The following is a 24,203-nucleotide window of genomic DNA, read 5'->3' on the forward strand; positions in this document are numbered from 1 at the left end:
TTGGTTAGTATTAAAGATAACACATTTTTTTATCAATATACAAGCGTACAAAAACTTGTTTGTTTTTGTACTCAATCGATAAACCTTGGAGGAACAATCACTTATGCTTAAGATTTTTTATGCTGGAATTGGTTAGAGGGCATTCCAACTATAGTGCTCGTTTTCCAATTTCACTTCATCGGAATCCAATAGTTTTCGGAGGACTTTGAGGCGATCCTCATCTTTGCCTATCTCAATAGCTTCGATCAGGTCATGAAGCAACATGGGCTTTGCCAGCAATAGGAACTGGATCTTCTTTTCGATAGACTCGGCCAAACCCGATTTATGCTCGCGGACCACACAGAGATCACATACGCCACAGGGCTCCTTGGCTTCTTCCCCAAAATAATGCTGCAAACTCAAACTCCGGCAATCCTTGCTGTCCAGATAATGATATATGGCCTTTACCTGATCCTCTTTGATCAGTTTTCGTTCTGCAATAAACGCGGTATCGATGTAGAGGTTCTTATAGTCCACCCTTGGCTGTAAAAATTGTAATTGTGGTGAATCGGTCTTGGCCACATAGGTCATCAGTTCCTGTTGTTGCAGGTACCGCATCATCCGAACAATCTCTTCATAGGGCTTGCTTAACTTCTTGGCAATTTCAAATTCATTGATCGGGACATAATAATCAAATACACCACCATAAATCCGCAAGATGGCCTTGATCAATGGATCATACTGCGCACTCTGGACCTGAAATTTATAAAGCTCCTGAAAATCCACCTCGAATTTAATCCTTGCCGGAATATACACCGCTTCACTTAATGACAACCATTTATCTCTTTCCAGGAATTTCAAGGAGCTCAGGGTCTTGACCACATCCAGCTTATATTTCTTGGCAAAATCGACCACATCAAAATCATAGGTCAACCCTTTCCCAGCACCGTACGCAATCTGGAAATAATTACAGAGATGATGGTAGACTTGTTGGATATATTGAAAATCCGGAAAGCTCAAATCTATATTTTCCCAGAGTTCATTTCGATCAGCTTGTTGATATAACAAGACTGGAAATGCTTTTTTTCCATCTCTACCTGCCCTTCCAGCTTCTTGATAATAGGCCTCTAGGGAGTCTGGAATGTCCAGGTGAATGACAAAACGTACATCAGGCTTATCTATTCCCATCCCAAAGGCATTGGTCGCTACAATGACCCGTACCTGGTTACTGGTCCAAGCATCCTGTTTTTTGGAACGGCTTTGCATATCCAATCCGGCATGATAGTAATCGGCCGGTATACCATGGTTCAACAGATAGCGAGCCACCTCTTGGGTTTCCCGACGGTTCCTTACATAAACAATTCCCGTTCCACCGACCTTGGAGATGATCTTTAACATCCGACCCATCTTATTGTCTTCCTTGAAAACCATATAACCCAAGTTTTCCCTTCGGAAACTCTTGGAGAGTACATTTGGCTTCGCAAATCCTAATTTTTCCTGTATATCTTCAACGACCTTAGGGGTAGCGGTGGCGGTCAAGGCAAGTATCGGAACTTTGGGTTGTAATTCCCTTAACTTGATCAGTTCCAGATACGATGGGCGAAAATCATATCCCCATTGCGAAATACAATGGGCCTCATCAATGGCAAACAGATTCACCTTCATGTGGCGAATCCTTTCTTTGACCATATCGTTGTACAATCGCTCCGGTGCCAAATAGAGGAATTTGATATTGCCGAAAATACAGTTGTCCAGTGCAATATCCACTTCTCGATGCGACATACCTGAATAAATGGCAATCGCTGGAATATTTCGCTTACGTAGATTTTCGACTTGATCTTTCATCAGGGCAATCAATGGACTGATCACGATGCAGATCCCTTCTTCGAGCATGGCAGGTACCTGGAAACAAATAGATTTCCCGCCACCGGTTGGCATCAAAGCCAAGGTGTCATTTCCCAACAGGATCTCATGGATTATCTCTTCCTGCAAGGGACGGAATTTATCGTATCCCCAGAACTCCTTTAATATGGATAAGCTCGTTTTTTCCATCTTGATTACTCTCCCAAACATACGCAAAATTATCCTTCAATATGTAATAAGCCCTGTTTACCCTTTTTAATTCTGCCACTGTCTGCTCGATATACCAATCTGAATTGGACCCATCCAAAATGCACATAGAAGCATTCAATTCATTCGGTAGCTGCGCATTCTTTCTGAGCAATAAAATCTTGGAAGCCTGATGATCATGGACCTGGGTATTTTGGATATATAGGTCCATATCATCATAGAGATGTAGGAATTGGTTTTCATCCTTAACCTTCAAGCTGGCAAACTGAATATCTTTTGGATCCACATACTTCTTTAAATCTGGCAATACTGAAAACCGCAGGCTTTTATGCTGAAGAGAATCACAGGTACTCAAGAGCAGTACATCTGCACGATTGATATAGGCAATGCTCAACTCTTTTCTTGTATTATAGATTTTTACTCCCTGAAAGGATCGATGATCCAGCCTTATTTTTAGGACCATGGAAAATAGCATGACAAAGGAAATGACCGAGGTGCAGAGAAATATTTTCGACTGTTTCTGAAATCCAATAAAAAGAAAGGCAAGACCTAAGTAGCAGAGAAAGGTTACTTTCGCATCTATTACCACTCCTTTGATGCTGGAAAAAGGAATGGAATCAATGTACTTAAGGATTTGGTAGGAAAACAAAATGCATTTGTTCAAGAGATTGCCAAGGATCTCTCCTATCCCTTCCATTGAAAAAACGACTAGCCCCATGCCTAAATAAAGGATAACCGTAGATGGCAGGCTGATAAAAAGGTTAGAAAACAGAAAGAAGGTGGGAAACTGCTGGAAATAGAAAATTGCCAAGGCAGTTGTTGATAATTGTGCTGCAATGGAAATATATAACAGGTCCAATAGCTTATTGATCCATATGTGGGATGTATAATATAAACCTTGGAGTACGGGAATAAACAGCAGGATTCCAATAACTGCAAGATAGGAAAGCTGAAAACCTATATCAAGAAGCATAAAGGGGTCAAAAACCAATAAAAGAAATGCAGAGGAAAAGACCGTGTTTAATGATAGGACGACCCGAGCTCGCCAATGTCCGATCAAGTACAGGCTAAACATTAATGTTGCTCGCAGCACGGCGGGGACAAATCCACAGATCAGTGCGTAAAACCATATAAAACAAAGAATTAGAAGGTACCTTGCCTTTAGACCATGTGCTAGGCGATCTATTGGTTTTAATATCCAGGTCAAAAGCAAGAACATCAAACCGACGTGCATGCCTGATACACTCAGTACATGAATGGTCCCGGTGTTAGAGAACACTTCCATCAGCTCATCGGCCATGTCGGAGCGATATCCAAAAGTAATCGCACTGGCAATCTGAAAGGCTGAAGGATCGTTGATAAATTTCCTGAAGTTCATCTGGAGCCTTTCCTGATATTGCAAAACCCAGCTTTCAAACCTGTTGATCTTGGCAATTTTCAGTCGCAACAATTGGTCTTTTGGGATAAAGACCTGGTAGAATATCCCCTTCCCATTTAAATATTTTGAATAGTCAACCTGTCCTGGATTAAAGGCTGGATCCAATTCCTTAATCTTGGTTCTAAATCCAATGATATCGCCCTTGTGCAAATGGACTATGCTGGAATCTTTATCCCAAATAGTGGCCATAACCAGGATACTCTTTGGTTTTGGACCTGAAGGAAGATGTTGAAAATTCAGTTCAAGCTTACTTCTTAAAACCTGACCCTTTCTGCTTGGCTCTTCCAATAATTTCCCTGAATAGATCAGCGTTTTGGATAGATCGACTTTTTCTTTGGGCATTTTTATCGCAAGGCTCAAGACCCCCAACAGAAATAATAGGACATAGATAAGATAGTAAAGATTCCTTGATTTTTTCCGCACCCAAAACAGGAGAAGGAGAACAAACAACATTAGGATCAATAGTGCCAATCCTTGGAAATAGGCATAATTCCAATGGATCTGAAAGGAGACCAATATCCCAAGTCCGAAGCAAAAACATATCCGAAAGAAGGGAATCTGCTCTAATTTTAATTCTTGGATTTCCATGTTTACCAGGAATAACGGATTTGCAATTTTATATCCGACTTTATATTCCCCGATATCTGATCCAAGCCAGAGCCTATCTGCGTTTGACCTAGATAATGTGTCAGGGCATACCTGAGCCAGATATCAATTCCTTTAATAGGTCTCATTTTTTGGTTGAGGTAGGCGCGAAAGCCTTTTCGAAAATAAGATGGAAATGAAAATCCATACAGTACATCCCTTTCGTAAGCATATAATCGCGATTCGTAGGATTCGGCATTGAAATAGGCCAAGCGGAGGTTCCCCCCGATCCGCCAGGTAGGTTTATTCCAGATCAAATCTTGATATGCCATGAAACCATGCTTTTTCCCCAAGTTGCTTTTATGGAACTCTTTCACTTCCATCTGATGTCCAATCTGTACCGAATTATTGAGCTTGTACAGGAAGATCAGCCTCGCCTGTTGCCTGGCTACATCTGCCACAGCTATTGGTCCCTTCTGCGTAGCACGATAGTTCTCCTGAAAGAATTTATATTGATACCGTAATCGCAGATGCCCTTTCTTATACCAGATATAACTTATTTGGATGCGTCCCTGGAAGGAATAGGAAGCTTCTTTGGTCCTAAATTTCATCCAAGGAAATTTTACATAGTCTATGCTACTCATCCATTCTATTTTCCGGTTAGGTTGAAAGGCGAAACCCAGGCTCCAAGCTTTTTCATTGGACAAATGAGATTGTGCCTGAAGAGACTGAGCAAAGAAAGCATGATAATCTTTCGCATAATCCCTATAGGAAATGGAAGCAGAAAACTTCCTTCCCAGCGCTGCTATCAATCCATGGTTATGGGCCCAGCCTGATCCAATGGAATGTGCTGATTCTCCAAATAGCAACATGTTGTATAGATTGTATTGATAGTAGGCAGAAACGTTCTGTAAATTTTGACCTTCAAATCTATACCGGCTGTGGGCTTTCGTATTTAGCTTTAGGGGTAAGCTGAATTGCGTATTCAAAAGATTTGCCCCTACTTTAAAACGTTCATTCACATAACCCACCTGAATTCCGTAGACCATTTGATCGAGCCTTTTTCGATTTTTCCATTCAGTGGGCGTTCGATGTAATCCAGAATAATTGATGCGCTCGACAAAGGGTTCTTTGCCTTCGGTATTTAGGCTGGCCGAGAGGTTATTGTAGGAAAAAAAAGGGCTTAGCTCAAAGCTTTTCCTTTTGATCCGAATCGCCAAGCCACGCATAAATTTACTTTCCATCATTCCTGTATGCGGCCTGATCCCCAATCCCTGTTGCATAATGTTTGCAACAGATGCTGACCTACCCACTACAGATCCATTCCATAAGGAAAGGCCTTGACCAAACTGTAAAAGATAATCGCCCACAACAATCTGCTCAAAAGGTCCTAGCTTATTGATCAAGATCGATCCTGAATAATAATCGAATCCCATCCTTTTACCCTTTATCGAAAAGGGTTCACCCGCATCTTTCTTCATGTTGAGGCTGACCTTAAGCTTCTTTCGGGCATTCCAGCGGATACGGTTGATGATCCTGTCTGGACTGCCCAAATACCTTGAGCGCTTAGGATCGGCAATCTCATAACCTCTAGGCACCTGCAATCCACGGGAATAGGTCATCATCCAAGATCCACTTGGATCCTTGAGCAATTCGCGCCAATGCCCATCTCCATCCAAAAGGTTTTCATTGACCCTGACAAAGGGAAGCAGTTTTTCTAAAGTTTCTAGATTGACGCTTGGAATAGCCTGAAGTTCCAAGGTGGAGATAAATGGTCCAGCTTTCTCGCGGTGTAGCAGGATCTGCTGTACCTGAAATGGTGAAAGGAAAATCAATTGATTTAGATCCGCTGCTGTTACCTTGTTCAAATCCAGAGGTCGCTTTAAGTATTGAGATAAAGCTTCTGCATAGTCGGAAAGACCTGCATCTACTTCACTTTCATCCAGAATCTGGTTGACTATTATTTCTTCGGTTTCACTTTCATTTTGGGCAAGTACAGAACATGAAAAAAGACATAGGGCAAAATGGGAAAGCAAACAACGAAATATACTATTCATTCAAAAAAGCAATACAAATCCACACTCGGGTTTTCATGCTAAATATCGTTGCCCTCTGTTAATCGGGAATGATCTCAATTTTAAACTAAGGCTAAGGGTACGGTACTGTAAAATAATTTTTGGTAAAGTACAGCTGAAGATCAGGACAGGGAAAGGGGAAAAAACCTAAAGAAAAATAGGGTTGAAAAATAAAAAAATCGAAAAAAGTTGGAAAACTTTACCTTACTCTTGTTCGAGGCATGTTCGGGCCATATTGCGAAAATTCCGAATATGTCCCGAATAAGACCAAAATCAGAATGGGGGAAAAATTCATGGCAAATTCATGTTAAGAAAAAGTAAAGGTGGTCAAAATTACTTCTGACCACCTTTACTCTGTGAAACTTATATTTTTATCTATTCTTAGATATCTATTTTTGCGTAACGCGCATTCGCTTCGATGAACTCTCTACGTGGCGCAACCTCATCACCCATTAGCATGGAGAAGATACGGTCACATTCAGCAGCGTTCTCAATGGTGACTTGGCGAAGCGTACGTTTTTCAGGATCCATGGTCGTATCCCATAACTGCTCAGCGTTCATCTCTCCAAGACCTTTATAACGTTGAACATGTACGCTATCTTCTTTACCTGCACCTTTTAAGCGTTGGATTGCTGCCAGACGCTGATCTTCGGTCCAAGCGTATTCGAAATCTTTACCTTTCTTCACCAAATATAATGGTGGAGTAGCGATATAGACATAGCCACGTTCAATCAATTCTTTCATGTAACGGAAATAGAAAGTCAACAACAAGGTTGCAATGTGCGAACCATCGACGTCGGCATCCGTCATGATGATGATCTTGTGGTAGCGAAGCTTATCAATGTTCAAGGCTTTGGAATCTTCGGCAGTACCGATCGACACGCCTAATGCAGTGAACATGTTCTTGATCTCTTCATTTTCATAGATCTTGTGTTCCATGGCTTTTTCCACGTTCAAGATCTTACCACGTAAAGGCATGATGGCCTGAGTAGCACGGTCACGGCCTTGTTTCGCCGTTCCACCCGCTGAGTCCCCCTCGACGAAGAAAATCTCACATCTTTCAGGATCCCTATCCGAACAGTCGGCCAGTTTTCCAGGAAGTCCGGAACCACCCATTACGGTTTTACGTTGCACCAATTCTCTTGCCTTACGCGCAGCAGCACGTGCTTGGGCAGCTATCACTACCTTCTGAACGATTTGCTTAGCCTCTTTCGGGTTCTCTTCCAAATAAGAGCTCAAGATCTCGCCTACGGCAACATCTACGGCACCCATTACTTCCGAGTTACCCAATTTGGTTTTGGTCTGTCCCTCGAATTGAGGTTCTGCAACTTTTACCGAGATTACCGCAGTAAGTCCTTCACGGAAGTCATCACCGGTGATCTCGACTTTTAAGTTTTTCAATAGACCCGAATCGTCAGCGTATTTCTTCAGGGTACGGGTCAATCCTCTACGGAAACCAGCAACGTGAGAACCACCTTCGATGGTATTGATGTTATTTACATAAGAATGAACATTCTCAGAGTACGTATCGTTGTATTGCAGGGCAAGTTCAACTGGAACCCCTTGTTTGATACCTTCCACATATATTGGTTCAGGGATCAGAGCGGTTCTATTACCGTCCAGGAATTTCACGAATTCTTGAAGACCACCTTCTGACAGGTATACATTTTTCTTAAACTCGCCATTGTCCAAGATTTCCCTTTCATCGATCAAGGTCAACTTAATGCCTTTGTTCAAGAAAGAAAGCTCTCTAAGACGGTTTGCTAAGGTATCGTAGTTATATACTGTGGTAGTGGTAAAGATTTCCGGATCAGGAATGAATGTAACAATGGTTCCTGTGACATCACTGGTACCGATTTCTTTTACATCAGCCTGAGGTTTTCCTTGTGCATATTCTTGGACAAAGATCTTACCTTCTCTATGTACTTCAGCGCGTAAATGAGTGGAAAGGGCATTCACACAGGAAACCCCCACACCGTGCAAACCTCCGGACACCTTGTAGGTATCCTTGTCGAATTTACCACCGGCGTGCAATACAGTCATTACAAGCTCTAAAGCAGATTTCTTTTCTTTTTTATTGATTCCTGTTGGAATACCACGACCATTGTCGCGTACAGATACACCGTTAGATTTTAGAATGGTTACGACGATGTCGTTACAATAACCGGCAACAGCTTCATCGATAGAGTTATCGACTACTTCATAAACCAAGTGATGTAGGCCTTTTACGCCTGTATCACCGATGTACATGGAAGGGCGCTTACGTACAGCTTCTAATCCTTCTAATACCTGGATATTATCCGCTGAATACGTAGATGCATTTTTATTTTCTTCGCTCATGAAAATCCTTTAAAATTACTGTTGATTAACTTTCAAAAATACGAAATTTTCCCCTAATAATCAAATAAAAAAGGCAACGTGAACGAGCAAAATTAACATTATTTCACTATTTAAATTCCATAGGAAATAGCGGCGTTTTTAGAATAATTGAAATTTTTATATTAGGTTTGTCATTAAGAAAATCGAAATATAAAACACAGAATGAATAAACTATTAAAAATTACCTTAGGTCTTGTTGCTACTGCAGCAATCGTATCTTGTAATCAACAGGCTAGTACCCAAGCAGAAAAATCACCATCTGCAGCAACAACTACCGCTACTACGCCTGACCCTACTGACAAAATCGCATATGTAAACTCGGATACTCTTTCTGAGAAATACCAATATTTCAAAGACGTTCGCACTAAACTTGAAGCTAAAGTGAAAAAAGCACAGAGCGACCTTCAAGCGAAAGGACAAGCTTACCAACGTGAACTAGCTGAATACCAACAAAAAGCAGCGACCATGAGCGCTTCGGAGCGTCAAGCTACAGAAGAGCGTTTGGTAAGACACCAAAATGACCTTGGCCGTATGGACCAAAATGCATCTACTTCCATTGCGCAAGAAGAACAGACTGAATTCACTAAAGTGTACACCACCATTACCGACCACCTGAAGAAACACTCAGAAGGAAAAGGTTACAAATTGGTATTGACCTATTCAAAAACCAATCCTGCGGTATTGTATGCTGATCCTAAAATGGACATCACAAACGAAGTTTTAGATGCCCTAAACAAGGAATATAAAGACAAAAGCGCTGCTGACAAAAAATAAGCAGTAAAGGAAATTTTGGAGATGCCCCGATAGATCGGGGCATTTTTTATGCCCTACAGTTCCCTAAAAAACTGTCAAAGGCATGCCTAGCCTTACAAATCAAATTTGTAATTTAATGGAATCTCACTAAATTTCATCTTTAAACGAAATACATGGTACGACATATCCTCCGAAAAGAAGAAAATGGTTACGATTGGTACGAGATCCTGGACCCTACCCTAGAGGACTTTATCGAACTCAAGGCAAAATACGACCTGAACGACGCTTCCATCAAGGATTGTTTGGAAATTGGCCACCTTCCCAAGATTGAGGAATTCGACAATTACCACTTCCTGATCTTGCGTTCCATTGCCGATTCCTTTCCGGAAAATTCGGATACCTTAGCGGATATCACCTTACGTATTTCGGTCTTTTATGATGAAGATTTCATCATAACGGTCCACAGGAATGAAATCCCATTGCTCAATGAACTGATTGAACTGGACAAGACCAATAAAAAGCTGAAGTCCAGCAAGAGCCTGGTCAACAGCTTGGTATCGCAATCGCTGAAAACCTTCGAAAACCTGGTGATCAATGATTTGGCCGAGAAACTGGATGATTATGAAGAGATCGTGTTTTTGCACAGAAAGCGGAAACCCTTCCTGATGAAGCTTTATTACCTGAAAAGGCAGGTAGACCTTATCAAGATAATCCTAACCCTGTACAAGGACATTGTGGACTATTTCCATATGCCGGAATACCAGAACATCTATACGCAGGACCTTAGGGACATTTACTCCAGAACGAACACCTTGTATAGGAATATAGCTGAAAACACGGCTCAGTTGCTTTCTGTTTACTTTAACATAGAATCCAACCACACCAATGAGATCATGCGCATCCTGACCATTATCTCGGTGTTCTTTATGCCATTGACCTTTATCGTCGGGGTATATGGGATGAACTTCAAATATATGCCCGAATTGGAATGGTTGCTAGGCTATCCTGCAGTCTGGATCTTGATGATCTTGGTTTCCCTGATGATCTACATCTGGTTCAAAAGGAAAAGATGGTTATAATAAAGGCGATTTCTTGGGTGTAGTAGCCACAAAATCTTTGAGATAGAAAGGCTCAAAATAGGCCACATCTTCAAATTTCTGATCCACAAATTTCTTGTAGGAAACTTCATCCTGGTAGTTGGCAATGGAATCGAAGCCAGCAATGACCTGAACCTGATCGTTATTTTCAAACGTAGTCATAAACTTATCTGCACCTGAACCGAAAAGTATCAGTCGGTATCCATCGTTCAGGTATCCATCAAATGTATGTTCATCGATGATCAAGGCTTCAGTTTCCTTATACAGGCTTCCGTCTGTGTGGAATACTGCGGTATAAACCTCTCTCCGTCTTGCATCGATCATTGGCAACAGTAGCACCTTATGATCACTTTGGGGATATTTGGTCATGAAACCGTCTTTTAGCGCTTCTAAGGTATTATTGGCGATAAGCGGGATATCCAAGGCGTAACACAGTCCTTTTGCCGTAGAGACGCCAATTCGCAATCCGGTATAAGATCCTGGCCCCATGCTTACGGCAACTGCGGCAAGCTGATCGAGGGACATGCCAGCCTTATCCATTAATTCCTGGATGAAAACGGTCAGTTTGGTCGCATGAAGATTGGGCTCATTGCCGACTACGCTGCATAGATTTTGACCATGATTGGAAAGAGAAACTGAACACAGATTGGTCGCAGTCTCGATGGAAAGGATATACGAATTTGACATAGTGAATTAAGGGACTGGATCGTGCCCATGTCCACCCCAAGGGTTGCAACGGGCAATACGTTTAATAGTTAGCCAACCACCCTTGAAAGGGCCGTGCTTAAGAATTGCTTCTTTGCCGTATTGGGAACAGGTTGGGGAATATCGACAGCTAGCGCCGAGCAATGGCGATAGAAATAGCTGGTAAATCTTGATTATGAGCAAAAAAAGCCACTTTATGGGTAACTTAATTCCTTTCTCCCAGATTAGATTTAGATATTTCATGTTCTAGTTTACCGATCAATTGACCAAGCTTGCCCTGAAGCGTTTCCATAGGTAGCTTTTCATTACTTACGTACTGAATGGCCAGCAACAAATTTAAGGAATGATCTTGTAAAAAGGAATAGAGTTTGTCTTTCTCGAGCCTGTAAGATTCCCGGGTAAGTCTTTTGATACGGTTTCGGTCCACTGCTTTTTTGAAGCGTTTCTTGGGGACCGAGGTAATGACCTGAGCGGGGAATTGCTGTTCGGGACTGGCGGGCTGGCTAAGGTAAACCACTCGGAAAGGATATACAACAAAAGAAGAACCATTATGGAAAAGATCGTCAATAGACCTTTTGCTACATAATCGTTCTTCTTTTTTAAATGTATATTTTTTCATCACGATGACCATAAAGCCGGCTAAAACAGCGCGGTCCCTATATCACCGGCGAGCGCAAGATTAACCTTTGTGACGGCTTTCGTCAGAAACTGAAAGGCGTTTTCTTCCTTTTGCTCTACGAGCAGCAAGTACTCTTCTACCATTTGCAGAGCTCATACGCTCTCTGAATCCGTGTTTATTTCTTCTTTTTCTTTGCGAAGGTTGAAATGTTCTCTTCATGACGCTTTTATGCTTGTTTTAATACTTTTAATCAAATTATCCCTCAAAAGAGGAATGCAAAAATAAAGTTTATTTCACACATACGCAACACTCTAAATCTAATAAATAAAAAAAAGCAAATTATTTGGGCCAATAACCCTCATAATTTGCTTTAGAGCATATATTTTATGCTTATTTATTTTTTAAAATATCGCGAATCTCAGCAAGCAATGCTTCCTCTTTTGTAGGAGCTGGAGCTGCTTCTGGTTCTTTTGGTTCTTCTCTTTTCAAAGAATTGATCCCTTTAATCACCAAGAAAATACAGAAAGCAATGATCAGGAACTGGATCAACACGTTGATGAAGTTACCATACGTTACGGCCACTTCGGCAACACCTGCTGCTTCGTTTCCTTCTTTGATAACATACTTCATGGCGGAGAAATCCACACCACCGGTGATGAATCCAATAGGAGGCATGATGATATCATCGACCAAGGAGGTAACGATCTTTCCAAACGCGCCACCGATAACAACACCGACAGCTAGATCAATCACGCTGCCGCGCATAGCGAATTCTTTAAATTCTTTTAAAAATCCCATAAGTTAAATAGTCTAAAAGTGAATATAATATGTTTAAATTGTTTTTCCCTTAATAGTTGTGTAATGTATTGAATATCTTACAAAAAAAGCGGTTTACATTCACAAACTAAAATTATTTTCAAAATAAATGAGTATTTTTATTGTATACTAGGTACTTGTACTGAAGTAGCCGCACACAAAACTTTAAATTATTTTTTAAAGAGAACGAATACATATAAAATTATTATATTTGAGGAAACAAATTAACTACTAAATACAATTTTTCAACCCAAATCTATACGTTGAGAAATTCAAAAAAATCATGTGAATCTAGGGTAATTTGTGTAATAACTTTATGAAAAAAATATTAATAGCCGACGACCATATTATTGTCCGACTGGGGGTTTCAACTGCCATTAAAGAGACTTTAAAAGCGGTTGAGATAGTCCATGCGCAAACATATGATGAGGTATTTGCACAATTAAAGACAACACATTTTGATTTACTTCTCCTAGATATCAATATGCCGGGAGGAAATAACATCAAGGTGATCAAGGAGTTGTTGGACATTCAACCTGACTTAAAAATCTTAGTCTTTTCTTCTTATGACGAGACCCTGTACGCCCTTCGCTATATAGAGGCTGGTGCAGCGGGCTATGTCAATAAAACGACTAGCATGACCGAATTCACCAATGCCATCAATAGCATTTTTGAACGCGGACGCTATATGTCAGAAGCCATTAAGGACCTCTATGTTCAAAAATTGACGACCAGTAAATCCAAGGTGGATAGCCTGAACCCTCTGTACAAACTTTCTAATCGCGAAATGGACGTGGCGAGACACTTAATAGAAGGATTGGGAATCATTGAGGTTTCAAACAGGTTGAACCTGAGCTCATCCACAGTGAGTACCTATAAGAGTAGAATCTTCGAGAAGCTGGGTGTACACAACATCCCAGATTTGATATCGCTGTTCAAAATGAACGCAGATAAGGAATAACCAAACGGTTATTCCTTATTTTTTTATCTTCTGCCTATGGTTTAAAACCCTTAGGTCAGATCAGCCATGCTCTTCACGGGAATGTCTTCTCGCGAAACTACATTTAAAGGCTTCTGCTCGGTAAATTCATATCCATTGGCATCTAGCTTCCAGAGCAATGGTGAAAGGAAGCTGATACAGGCTCTGGCACCTTGGTTGATCGCCGCCATATTATGCGTGTCCTTGGAATTCTTCGCTTCGTTTTCAATTTCAAAGGGCCCTGAAAAGCCGCGCTCATGCAGAACCTCCGCAAAGCTGTTCCAGTCCATATCATCAGTACCTCCAAAACCCGGAAGCATCGCGGTATAATGATGACGGTCCCAATCGCTCTGGGGCACACTGACACCCGCTCGTTTAGCAAGTTCAGCATCCACCTGCTGCATGGGATACATTCCGCCCCACTCTACCCTAGCCTTGCTGCTCAGCATCCTAGTTGTTTTTACATGTACACGCTTCAATCGCTCGATATCCATTTCTTCAATTACCTCCACGGGATCTGTATTCTGCCAGATATCATGGGAAGGATCGTATATCTCTCCATGTGCCTTGCTAGGGATCATCGTGTACATTAGTTTGCGAGCTGCCAATACGCCGGGCAGGTTGTTGAAGGTACTGGTGTAACGAGAGGAACGCCATCCTTCCATCGGACAGTTTTCGTAGACCACCGTTACGCCCAGGTCTTCTGCATAGCGGATGATGGGCTCGAAAACCCGTTTATATTCATCGAGGTTCTTTTGGAAGCCATCGATTTGGTTACCCAGCTCATGGTTATAGCCTACGAATGTCCCCACCATGACATTGTTTTCATCTCCACCCAGCAAATGAGCTATTCTAATCAGTTTTAAGAGATGGTCCTGGTTTTTCAGCCTTTCCCCTTCATCACCACCGACCATGTTCTCAAAAGCCCCCAAAGACAGCCTTAGCCCTTTATTATTGAAGGCTTCCAATGTTCTTTTGGCCTCCTCTGGACCGAAGCCTTCGTAATCCAAATGGGTAGCGGTATGGTCCGCCCTGGAACCATCCTTACGGAACACACAGAGATCAATTCCCTGCGCACCTAATTGGGCAGCAGTATCTAATAGTTCGGATTGTCCCAACTGGTCGTATGCGGAGCTCATCAGCCAAATGGGATTCTGGATCTGTTTCATCTTATATCTAGTTTATTCGAATATACACATAAAAAAAGCCCAATAATGGGCTTAGTTCTTAATAGGGTTAAAGATCTTTATTTCTTGTTTTTCAGACCTTGGATTCCTAGGCGTAGATCTTGAGCTAATGTCTTGATATCCTGCAGGCCTTTTCTTACTCGTGTACCAGCGGCACTATTCCCTTTTGCAAAAAACTTGTCTGCGTCATTTTCTAATCCGTCAATTAGAGACTTCAACTCTTTGAATTTATCAATACTTGCCATAACTTTTAGATTTATTTATAATTTTTAATAGTAACTCACTTAAAATTAGCATCTTTTTTCTATAAACAAAATCTAAAAAACAAAAAAGGTGACCTTTTCAAGCCACCCTTTATTTATTAAATAGGATAAGATTAATCTACATTATCGTGTAGAAAGGAGTTGTTCGGTCTGATTTCAGTCTCACCATCATCAAAAGATAGGGTGAAACGGGAAACCTGAGATTCTGAGGAATGAGGAACATCATCCAATGTTTTTTGCTTTCTTTTGTAAGCTGGCTCATTCTCAAGCTCTTGAAGACCATTTGAAGACTTCAACTTCATGCTCAGTTCTTTCAGGCGAAGGATACGCTCCTTGGTTTTCAACAACTGATCTTCGAAATTAGTTTCTTCTTTCTTCGCTTCTTCCAACTCGATTTCAGCTTTTGGCTGAACAACTTCGTTCACTGGCTCTGGAGTTGGCTCTTCCTTCTCTTCAGTAGGTTTGTATGTATCAAATACAGTTGGCAACTTGAACTCGAACAGTGATGGCGAAGTCTTTAATTCAAATCCATGTGGATTTGGATCTTCCTCAATTTCTTCCACATCAGAGTTATCATCTAATTCCAATGTATGGCGAACGATTTGAGATTCGTTTTTTTCCACTGCATTTGCTTGTTGGGCAGCTACTGCTGCTTTGTTTGAAAACAAGTCGCTTTGTGGAGCTTGATTCGATGGCGAGTCAACTGGCGTACTAGGCTTCACGAAAGCACTAGCTTCAGTATTGCTTCTATCCACGAATTGATTGGTCGTTACCGGTTTAACGAATGCTGAAGTCGATACCTCAGGAGTCAAAGGAATGGCAATCTTTTCCATTTCTTTTTCCTTCACACGCTCTTCAGAAGTCTGAAAACCAGTAGCGATTATGGTTACTGAAAGTTCCTCTTCGTAGTTTGCATCGATACAGTTACCCCAGATTAAGTCAGCTGAAAGGCCAGCTTTTTCTTGGATATAGTCTGTAATGATCGCAACCTCATCCATGGTTACTTCACGGGTACCGGAAGTAATGTTCAATAGGATGTAACGAGCACCTTCAATTTCATTGTCTTTTAATAATGGTGATGCCAACGCGCCTGTTACAGCATCTAATGCACGTTGTTCACCTGTTGCCACAGCATTACCCATGATCGCAACACCAGAATCGTTCATTACGGTACGAACGTCCTTGAAATCGACGTTTACATATCCAGGGATGGTGATGATCTCTGCTATACCTTTGGCCGCAGTGGTCAAGATATCATCTGCTTTGGCAAATGCAGCAGTCATCGTCAGGTTCCCGAAGATTTCGCGCAAACGGTCGTTTGAAATAACTAGATAAGAGTCAACGTATTTGCGAAGTTCTCCCAAACCGTCTTCTGCTTGCATACGACGACGTTTACCTTCGAATGTGAATGGAGTTGTAACGATAGCAACGGTCAAGATTCCTAATTCCTTTGCTGCCTTGGCAAGCACCGGACTAGCTCCAGTACCAGTACCACCACCCATTCCTGCAGTAATGAAAAGCATCTTTGTATTGGTACCCAACATGCGTTTGATATCCTCAATACTTTCGATAGCTGAGTTTTCACCAACATCAGGATCAGCGCCAGCACCCATACCTTCTGTAAGACTCGCTCCCAATTGCACCTTGTTTGGAATAGGGCTAAGCTCCAAAGCTTGCGCATCTGTATTGCAAACTATGAAATCAACACCACTAATTCCTTGCTTATACATGTGATTGACTGCGTTTCCGCCGCCCCCACCTACACCAATTACCTTGATAATTGATGAGTTCTCCTTTAACATTTCAAATTGTATCGACATATATTTTATCCTATTTAATTCTTCATCAAGCCTTTACGTTAACACAACGCAAGTCAACAATTCTAATGTAATATTACCAAATTCTTAACAAGAGTTTTCCACATTTGTTAAAATGTGGAAAAAACAAGTCGATGTTGATAATTATTTCTTACCGATGAATGTGTCGTCGTCTATATCCGCCCCATCTTTGATCCAATCGCCTAAAAAACGAGTCAACCACCCTTCTTTTTTGTTTTGACCTTCCGCTATTTCTTTAACGCCTTCTTTCACTTTTCCTTGTGTTGGCGCAGTCTTTTTGATGAATTTCTCTTCATTCCTTTTCTCTTCTTCCTCGATCGACTGAATCCCTTTGATCAATAGACCAATACCGGTTGCATACAATGGGCTCTTCAATTCTTCAAATGCCTGCTTGTTCAACATATCGGTTTTTGCAAGGTATTCATTCGGATATCCAATTCGACAATCGATTCCAGTGATATATTCTACCAATTGAACCAAGTGCTTTAATTGTGCACCACCACCAGTGATCACGATTCCTGCAATCAATTTGTCTTCATAACCTGAAGATTTGATTTCGTAGAACACGTGCTCGATGATCTCTTCCATTCTCGCTTGAATGATATATGCTAAGTTCTTAACGGAAATTTCTTTAGCTTCTCTTCCTCTGATACCAGGTACACAGATAACCTCGTTCTCTTTGTTCTCATCGGCTAAAGCTGATCCGTAACGTACTTTCAATTGCTCAGCTTGATTGCGCAATACGGCACAACCTTGACGGATATCTTCCGTAACGATATTTCCTCCCAAAGGAATAACAGCCGTATGACGGATGATGCCCTCATGGAAGATAGCAACGTCGGTAGTTCCACCACCGATATCCACCAACACAACACCTGCAGTCTTTTCCTCTTCATCCAACACAGCCTCGGATGATGCAAGAGGTTCAAGAATCAATTCAGAAACTTCAAGGTCCGAGTTGTCCACACATCTCTTGATGTTCTTGATGTCGGTAACACGACCAGAGATGATATGGAAGTTAGCTTCCACTCTTCTTCCCGCCATACCGATTGGCTCCTTGATACCAGGTTCGTTGTCAATGGTAAATTCTTGTGGCAAGACATGGATGATCTCTTCTCCCGGAGGCAGTACCAACTTGTACATGTCCGAGATCAAACGCTCGATATCCAGGCGTCCGATTTCATCATCGTCATTCTTTGTTAAAATACCACGGTGTTGGATACTCTTGATGTGCTGTCCGGCAATACCTACATTGACAACTTTGATGTCAACATTGGATTGACCTTCAGCCACAGCAACAGCCTCACGGATACTTGTAACGGTCTTCTGGATGTTGGCAACAACTCCACGATTTACGCCGGCAGATTCCGCTTTCCCTACACCTAATAACTCAACCTTGTTCGATCCACTACGACGACCTACAGTTACGCAGATCTTTGTCGTACCGATGTCCAATCCAACGATAATTGGATTTTCTTTTTCATTTTCTACAATTCTAGGTTTCATATGCTGTGTTTGATGCTGTATGTAATTTGTTTCTTAAATCTTCTTGTTAATTTTCATTTGCAGGCTATCGATAAACCAATCGCCCTTGCGCTCGCAGACTATCTGTCCGCTATACTTCACGTTCACCTTGCTGTATGCATCGGAGCCTACCCTTGGAAGGATATGCGTATAGAACTTCTTCAAACGTTCCAACTTGTAGCTTAAAGAGTCTGCATTTCCGATGATCAATTGTTGGCTGCCCACTCTAGGAACGATCTCGATATCTCTTTCATCATTGACATAAAGTTGGACGATCTGGTTGCTCCAAAGCTCATCTGCTATTGTTTCCTCAACGATTCTAACCAGGTCTTTCACCAACTGGCTCTGTACAGGCTCCAAAGACTTCTTATAGCCCTCTTTGATATTTCCATTTGCAACCATGACATGCGGTACATATTTTAAGGTCACTGGAATCTTATTTCCTTTGGAGTCTACATAGAACTCCTGCCCACCTTGATTGATAATCCTGACAACAACCTCGCGCTGCTGAACGGAAACGCGCATTGTACCATCCATATCCATATGAACATCAGCATTGGATACATACGGTGATTTTTTCAATTCCGTTTCGATCTGTTGCAATGGCAATTGGTTCAATTGCTTGCCTACCACTGCTCCAAACTTCTCCTTGATCATCGATGAAATATCATTCTGATCGATGAAAGTCTCCTTTCCTTCTACCATCACTTTGAGTGCGGTACATTCTTGCACTTGGTCTTTCTTGTTGACCAAGCTCATCAACATGCCGACACCTACGATGGCCACTAATCCTAAGAAAAAATAGCCGACTTGACGCCATTGTATATTTCTTATTCTATTTAGCATGGTTCAATTCTTCTTTAAGAGGTTTCACCAATTTGTCAATATCTCCAGCTCCAACGGTTACCAATAATTCTGGATCTTCTGTTTTCACGATTTCCAGAACTTCCTCTGGGCTTACCAAACGCTTGTTTTCCAATTCGATCTTGTTCAGCAACCATGTTGAGTCAACACCTGGGATTGGCAATTCCCTTGCAGGATAGATTTCCATCAATAGCAACTCATCTGCCAAGGCCAACACTTCTGCAAAGCCATCAACAAAATCCCTGGTCCTGCTGAAAAGGTGCGGTTGAAAAACTACCGTCAATTTCTTGTTTGGGTACAGTTTTTTCATCGAGGTCAAAAAAGCCCTCAACTCTTCTGGATGATGTGCATAATCATCGATGTACACATTCTTATCAGACTTCACGATATATTCAAAGCGTCTTTTCACGCCTTGGAAATCAGATAATGCCGCAACGATTTTATCAGCAGGGATATCCAAAAGATGAGCAACCGTAATGGCCGCAACTGCATTTTCAACATTGTGCAATCCTGGAATTCCTAAATGGATATCTTTGATCACTAAATCTGCAGAGTGGTAATCAAAATAGAACTCTCCATTTTCCACCCTTACATTTTCTGCATAGGCATCACAGACCTGCTCTCTTGCATAGCTGATATCACCTGAAAAAGGCAATCCAACCTTTACGATTTTCTTTCCGCCATCTACGACTCTATCCAGGAACATCTCAAAAGAAGTAATCAACTCCTGAGGATCGCCGTAGATATCCAAGTGATCCGCATCCGCGGAAGTCACGATGGCAATATTTGGATGCAGGGTCAGGAATGAGCGATCATATTCATCGGCCTCAACCACCACTACATCATTTTCTCCAAAGAGAACATTGTTTTGATAATTGGTACTGATGCCGCCTAAGAAGGCTGAGCAATCAAAACCAGAATGTTTCAAAACATGTGCTACCATGGTCGAAGTTGTTGTCTTTCCATGTGTACCTGCAACTGCAATGGTAAATCTACTTGCAGAGATAAAACCAAGTACCTGAGAGCGTTTGAACAGTTCATGTCCGTGATCAACAAAAAACGCTTTCAATTTTAGATCCTTTGGAATAGCAGGTGTGAAAATGATCAGGGTTTCATCGCTTGCCGATTTAAAAGAAGCAGGAACGGAATCCACATCATCAGCATAACTGATCGGCATGCCTTCCGCTTCTAATGTTCTGGTAAGCTCTGTTGAGGTACGGTCATAACCGGTCACCTCACAGCCCAAACGACTAAAATAACGAGCCAATCCGCTCATGCCGATTCCGCCGATACCCAGTAGATAAACTCTTTTTATTTTGTCGATATTCATTTTCTATTTTCTATTATACTCAATACTTCCTGTGCGATCACCTCATCTGCGTCAGCCAAAGCCAATTTCAGAATATGTTCGCCTAGTTCCTTCTGCTTGCTTTCACCCTGAAACAAAGCCAAGACCGTAGGCACCAGCTCTTCACGAGCCACATTATCTTTCACCATCAGGGCGGCATCCTTTTCAACCAGGGCATTTGCATTCTTGGTCTGATGGTCATCCGCTACATTTGGCGATGGCACCAAGACCACTGGCTTTCCTACCACGCATAATTCTGATATGGTCCCTGCTCCTGCTCTCGCCACGATAACGTCAGCTGCTGCATAAGCATAATCCATACGCTCTAAGAATGGCATCAACTTGATGGTCTCCGGTAATTGATCTGCCAGTTCAGCATTCAATTTCTCGTAGTAGTAGCTACCACATTGCCAGATTACCTGTATTCCTGCTGCCACCAATTTCTCCAAACCGGCTTTAATGCTATCATTCAAGGTCAATGCACCAAGGCTTCCACCAGTAACCAACAAGGTTTTCTTGTCCAGGTCCAATCCAAAAGCATGGATAGCTTCCTCTCGTTTACCTTCAATGGCTACTGAAGATTTACGGATCGGATTACCGGTCAACAAAACGCGGTCTGCCGGAAAGAACCTTTCCATGCCTTCATAGGCAACACAGATCTTTTTGGCCTTAGCACCCAACTTTTTGTTGGTCACCCCTGCAAAGGAATTCTGCTCTTGGATTACCGTCGGCAACCCCATCATATTCGCCATCATCAATAATGGCCCAGATGCATATCCGCCAACACCAATCGCCGCTTCCGCTTTAAACTCTTTAAGAACTTTCCTCGCCTTCCACAAGCTTTTCAACATCTTGAATGGAAGACTTATATTTTTCAGTAAGGACTGACGGTTGATCCCAACGATATCCAGTCCTACTATTTCATATCCAGCTGCCGGTACTCTTTCCATCTCCATCTTGCCATTGGCCCCTACGAACAGGATCTCAATATCTGGAGACAGGTTTTTTAACGCATTGGCTATCGCTATCGCCGGGAAGATATGCCCTCCGGTTCCACCACCACTTATGATTACTCGATGCGCCATTCAATATTTCAATTAAATTGAGCCAACTACCACTTTGCGTGGAGCCTTTACAACTTCTTTTTCTTCTTTAACTTTCAACTCTTCAACATTACGGCTCACACTTAGGATAATCCCTAAGGCTACACTCGTAAACAAGATCGATGTTCCCCCCATACTCACTAATGGAAGAGGAACCCCGGTCACTGGTCCAAGACCAACGGCAACCGCCATGTTTGCCAAAGCCTGAATCGTCAGACTGAAGCCCAACCCGGCTGCCAGAAATGCCCCGAAGGCCCGCGGACTTAAGGTGACAATCCGGATACATCGATACATCAATGCTATATACAGGAAGAGCAACACCGCCCCTCCGATCGTGCCATACTCCTCAATGATAATGGCGAAAATAAAATCTGAATATGGGTGAGGCAATACGTTACGCTGAACACTGTTACCGACACCTTTACCAAACATCTCACCCGTAGCAATCGCTATCTTGGCATTGTTTGCCTGGTAGTTTTTATCATCCTGAAAGGACCCTTTCCCTTCATGCACTTCTTCTGTATTGAAGAAACCTTGAATACGGCTGATATAAGTAGCTCGTCTAGGCCCCATAAAGATCACCAGCATCAACAGCACTCCTCCGCCCATACACACCACTGCAATCTGTTTGAAACTGATACGACCGATCAACAACAACAATACACTCACCCCAAACAGCATCAAGGCTGTGGAAAGGTTTGCCCAAGCGATCAATACGAATACAAAACATACCGCTCCCATAATCGGAATAAAGGATTTCTTCACGTCCTTGATCTCCTCTTGTTTGCGGGACAGCATCCTCGCCAAGAAGGTAATCAAGGCCAATTTCGCCAAATCCGAAGTCTGGAAAGTCTGATTGATCACCGGAATGGTCAACCAACGGCTGGCATCATTTACCTTGCTACCGAAAACAAGGGTATATAACAACAATGGAATCGTGACTACCATCAGCAACTTGGATATCCCAGCATAATAGCGGTAATCCAACTTATGTGATAGATACATCATCACTAAACCTGCAACAACGATGAAAAGGTGTTTGAATAAATAAAGTTCTGTACCTTTTCCTTCCTTGTATGCCAAGGTGCCTACTGAGCTATAAACAGCTAATAGTGACCAAATGGATAGCAAGATCACAATGATCCAGATCCATTTATCGCCTTTTAGTTTAGAAAAAATGTATTCCATTGTCCTCCTAATTATAAAGTCATTACCGCTTCCTTAAATTTATCACCACGATCTTCGTAGTTCTTGAACCAGTCAAAGCTGGCACATGCTGGCGATAACAATACGGTATCACCTTTCTTCGCCAAATGAGATGCGATCTGAACAGCATCACTCATCGAGGCGCTATTGACGATTACATCCGTATCATCCTCAAAAGCCTCATGAATACGGCCCGTATCCTTTCCGATACAGATGATTGCTTTCACTTTTGATTTCACAAGGTCTTTCAACATTTCATAGTCGTTGCCTTTATCTACACCACCCATGATCAATACGATATCCGTAGAGAAACTCTCAAGTGCATACCAAACCGAATTGACATTGGTCGCTTTAGAATCATTGATATAATTAACCCCACCGATACAAGCTACATGCTCCAATCTGTGTTCCACGTTCACAAATGAACCCATGCTCTCCTTCATCGTTTGGTTCCTCAATTCCTGAGCCTTAGCAACCAGTCCTGAAGCCATGTTGTTGTAAACATTGTGCTTGCCTTGCAGTGATAATTCTTCGATATTCATGATAAAAGCTTCTCTATTTGGTATTAAAATGTTCAAATTCTTCTCCTCGTCCAGATACGCACCGGTATCTACGGTTCCTTCCTGTGTAAATGGCAGGTGCATTGCTGCTGTTGGATGTTTCTCCAGGGCTGCCATCGTCTCCGGATCATCTTTACAATAGATAAAGTAATCCGTCGGCTTTTGATTTTGAACCATGCGGAACTTCGAGGCCACATAATTCTCCATCTTATAATCATATCGATCCAAATGATCGGGTGTGATATTCAAAATCACGGCAACATCAGCGCGGAAGTGGTACATATCATCCAGCATAAAACTGGAGATCTCCAAAACGTAAGCATCATGTTGCTTTCTAGCTACCTGCAAGGCAAAGCTATTTCCTATATTTCCAGCTAGACCTACATTCAGACCTGCATTCTTCAATATATGGTAAGTCAACAAGGTTGATGTTGTCTTGCCGTTTGAACCCGTGATGCACAATAATTTGGCATCCGTATATTGAGCTGCAAACTCGATTTCCGAAATGATCGGTAGGCCTAAACCTCTTAGTTCTTTTATCAATGGAGCCTTCTCCGGAATCCCTGGGCTCTTCACCACTAGATCGGCGTTGATTACCAATTCCTGTGTGTGCTGCCCCTCTTCAAATGCAATCCCCTCTTTTTCCAAAGTGGCTTTATACGTATCAGCTATCGTTCCCATATCTGACACAAACACATCAAAACCCTTATCCTTACCTAGGATCGCTGCACCAACTCCACTCTCGCCTGCGCCTAAGATCACTAGGCGGCCAGTTTGAGGGTAATATGTGTGTGCTATATTCGACATCTTCTTCT

21 protein-coding genes are annotated in these 24,203 nt (G+C 42.0%); 3 read left to right on the forward strand and 18 right to left on the reverse strand.

Annotated elements, in window-relative coordinates; genetic code table 11:
• Positions 1-132: 132 nt before the first annotated feature.
• From ACWIB3_RS07385 to gyrB, 4 genes are all read right to left on the reverse strand, one after another.
• Complete coding sequence (locus tag ACWIB3_RS07385; RefSeq protein WP_454291278.1) at positions 133-2,052, reverse strand: RecQ family ATP-dependent DNA helicase; 1,920 nt, start codon at positions 2,050-2,052, stop codon at positions 133-135.
• On the reverse strand, positions 1,982-4,075 hold the full coding sequence (locus ACWIB3_RS07390; RefSeq protein WP_454291279.1) for a ComEC/Rec2 family competence protein: 2,094 nt from the start codon (positions 4,073-4,075) through the stop codon (positions 1,982-1,984). The genes ACWIB3_RS07385 and ACWIB3_RS07390 overlap by 71 nt, the downstream gene beginning before the upstream one ends.
• Positions 4,076-4,077: 2 nt before the next feature.
• Positions 4,078-6,129 (reverse strand): ComEA family DNA-binding protein, encoded by a 2,052-nt coding sequence (locus tag ACWIB3_RS07395; protein ID WP_454291280.1) that lies wholly within the window; start codon positions 6,127-6,129, stop codon positions 4,078-4,080.
• 399 nt (positions 6,130-6,528) lie between these two features.
• Complete coding sequence (gene gyrB / locus ACWIB3_RS07400) at positions 6,529-8,487, reverse strand: DNA topoisomerase (ATP-hydrolyzing) subunit B (protein WP_185214354.1); 1,959 nt, start codon at positions 8,485-8,487, stop codon at positions 6,529-6,531.
• 201 nt (positions 8,488-8,688) lie between these two features.
• On the opposite strand from gyrB, the gene ACWIB3_RS07405 reads away from it, so the two are divergent.
• Both ACWIB3_RS07405 and ACWIB3_RS07410 read left to right on the forward strand, forming a co-directional pair.
• Complete coding sequence (locus ACWIB3_RS07405) at positions 8,689-9,300, forward strand: OmpH family outer membrane protein (RefSeq protein WP_093098363.1); 612 nt, start codon at positions 8,689-8,691, stop codon at positions 9,298-9,300.
• A gap of 152 nt (positions 9,301-9,452) precedes the next feature.
• Positions 9,453-10,358, forward strand: a complete 906-nt coding sequence (locus ACWIB3_RS07410; protein ID WP_185214353.1) for a CorA family divalent cation transporter — start codon at positions 9,453-9,455, stop codon at positions 10,356-10,358.
• Here the strand turns inward: ACWIB3_RS07410 and tsaB are convergent.
• From tsaB to mscL, 5 genes are all read right to left on the reverse strand, one after another.
• A complete protein-coding gene (tsaB, locus tag ACWIB3_RS07415) occupies positions 10,353-11,063 on the reverse strand; it encodes a tRNA (adenosine(37)-N6)-threonylcarbamoyltransferase complex dimerization subunit type 1 TsaB (protein WP_454291281.1) in 711 nt (236 codons plus the stop codon). The genes ACWIB3_RS07410 and tsaB overlap by 6 nt on opposite strands.
• Before the next feature lie 6 nt (positions 11,064-11,069).
• Positions 11,070-11,324, reverse strand: coding sequence for a membrane protein insertion efficiency factor YidD (yidD, locus tag ACWIB3_RS07420; RefSeq protein WP_185214351.1), 255 nt, complete (start codon positions 11,322-11,324; stop codon positions 11,070-11,072).
• Entirely contained in the window at positions 11,287-11,700 is a 414-nt protein-coding gene (locus tag ACWIB3_RS07425; protein ID WP_454291282.1) for a ribonuclease P protein component, read from the reverse strand. Before ACWIB3_RS07425 ends, yidD begins: the two co-directional genes overlap by 38 nt.
• Before the next feature lie 60 nt (positions 11,701-11,760).
• A complete protein-coding gene (rpmH, locus tag ACWIB3_RS07430; protein WP_093098370.1) occupies positions 11,761-11,919 on the reverse strand; it encodes a 50S ribosomal protein L34 in 159 nt (52 codons plus the stop codon).
• 171 nt (positions 11,920-12,090) lie between these two features.
• On the reverse strand, positions 12,091-12,498 hold the full coding sequence (gene mscL / locus ACWIB3_RS07435; RefSeq protein WP_185214349.1) for a large-conductance mechanosensitive channel protein MscL: 408 nt from the start codon (positions 12,496-12,498) through the stop codon (positions 12,091-12,093).
• Between the two features lie 334 nt (positions 12,499-12,832).
• On the opposite strand from mscL, the gene ACWIB3_RS07440 reads away from it, so the two are divergent.
• The gene (locus ACWIB3_RS07440; protein ID WP_185214348.1) at positions 12,833-13,477 is read left to right on the forward strand and encodes a response regulator transcription factor; all 645 of its coding nucleotides are present in this window, start codon (positions 12,833-12,835) and stop codon (positions 13,475-13,477) included.
• Positions 13,478-13,527: 50 nt separating this feature from the next.
• On the opposite strand, the gene ACWIB3_RS07445 is transcribed toward ACWIB3_RS07440, so the two are convergent.
• The 9 genes from ACWIB3_RS07445 to murD form a co-directional block, all read right to left on the reverse strand.
• On the reverse strand, positions 13,528-14,664 hold the full coding sequence (locus tag ACWIB3_RS07445; RefSeq protein WP_454291283.1) for a sugar phosphate isomerase/epimerase family protein: 1,137 nt from the start codon (positions 14,662-14,664) through the stop codon (positions 13,528-13,530).
• Positions 14,665-14,741: 77 nt separating this feature from the next.
• The gene (locus ACWIB3_RS07450; protein WP_185214346.1) at positions 14,742-14,927 is read right to left on the reverse strand and encodes a histone H1; all 186 of its coding nucleotides are present in this window, start codon (positions 14,925-14,927) and stop codon (positions 14,742-14,744) included.
• Between the two features lie 131 nt (positions 14,928-15,058).
• Complete coding sequence (gene ftsZ / locus ACWIB3_RS07455; RefSeq protein ID WP_185214345.1) at positions 15,059-16,765, reverse strand: cell division protein FtsZ; 1,707 nt, start codon at positions 16,763-16,765, stop codon at positions 15,059-15,061.
• Between the two features lie 141 nt (positions 16,766-16,906).
• Positions 16,907-18,289, reverse strand: a complete 1,383-nt coding sequence (ftsA, locus tag ACWIB3_RS07460) for a cell division protein FtsA (protein WP_185214344.1) — start codon at positions 18,287-18,289, stop codon at positions 16,907-16,909.
• A 33-nt stretch (positions 18,290-18,322) separates the two neighbouring features.
• Entirely contained in the window at positions 18,323-19,153 is an 831-nt protein-coding gene (locus ACWIB3_RS07465) for a cell division protein FtsQ/DivIB (protein WP_454291284.1), read from the reverse strand.
• Complete coding sequence (murC, locus tag ACWIB3_RS07470; RefSeq protein ID WP_454291285.1) at positions 19,143-20,501, reverse strand: UDP-N-acetylmuramate--L-alanine ligase; 1,359 nt, start codon at positions 20,499-20,501, stop codon at positions 19,143-19,145. Before murC ends, ACWIB3_RS07465 begins: the two co-directional genes overlap by 11 nt.
• Positions 20,498-21,604: an undecaprenyldiphospho-muramoylpentapeptide beta-N-acetylglucosaminyltransferase gene (murG, locus tag ACWIB3_RS07475; protein ID WP_313261148.1), complete on the reverse strand. Its 1,107-nt coding sequence runs from the start codon at positions 21,602-21,604 to the stop codon at positions 20,498-20,500. The genes murC and murG overlap by 4 nt, the downstream gene beginning before the upstream one ends.
• 12 nt (positions 21,605-21,616) lie before the next feature.
• Positions 21,617-22,810, reverse strand: coding sequence for an FtsW/RodA/SpoVE family cell cycle protein (locus ACWIB3_RS07480; RefSeq protein ID WP_185214340.1), 1,194 nt, complete (start codon positions 22,808-22,810; stop codon positions 21,617-21,619).
• An 11-nt stretch (positions 22,811-22,821) separates the two neighbouring features.
• Entirely contained in the window at positions 22,822-24,195 is a 1,374-nt protein-coding gene (gene murD, locus ACWIB3_RS07485; RefSeq protein ID WP_454291286.1) for a UDP-N-acetylmuramoyl-L-alanine--D-glutamate ligase, read from the reverse strand.
• Between the last annotated feature and the right edge of the window lie 8 nt (positions 24,196-24,203).

Source organism: Sphingobacterium sp. NPDC055431, assembly GCF_053644255.1.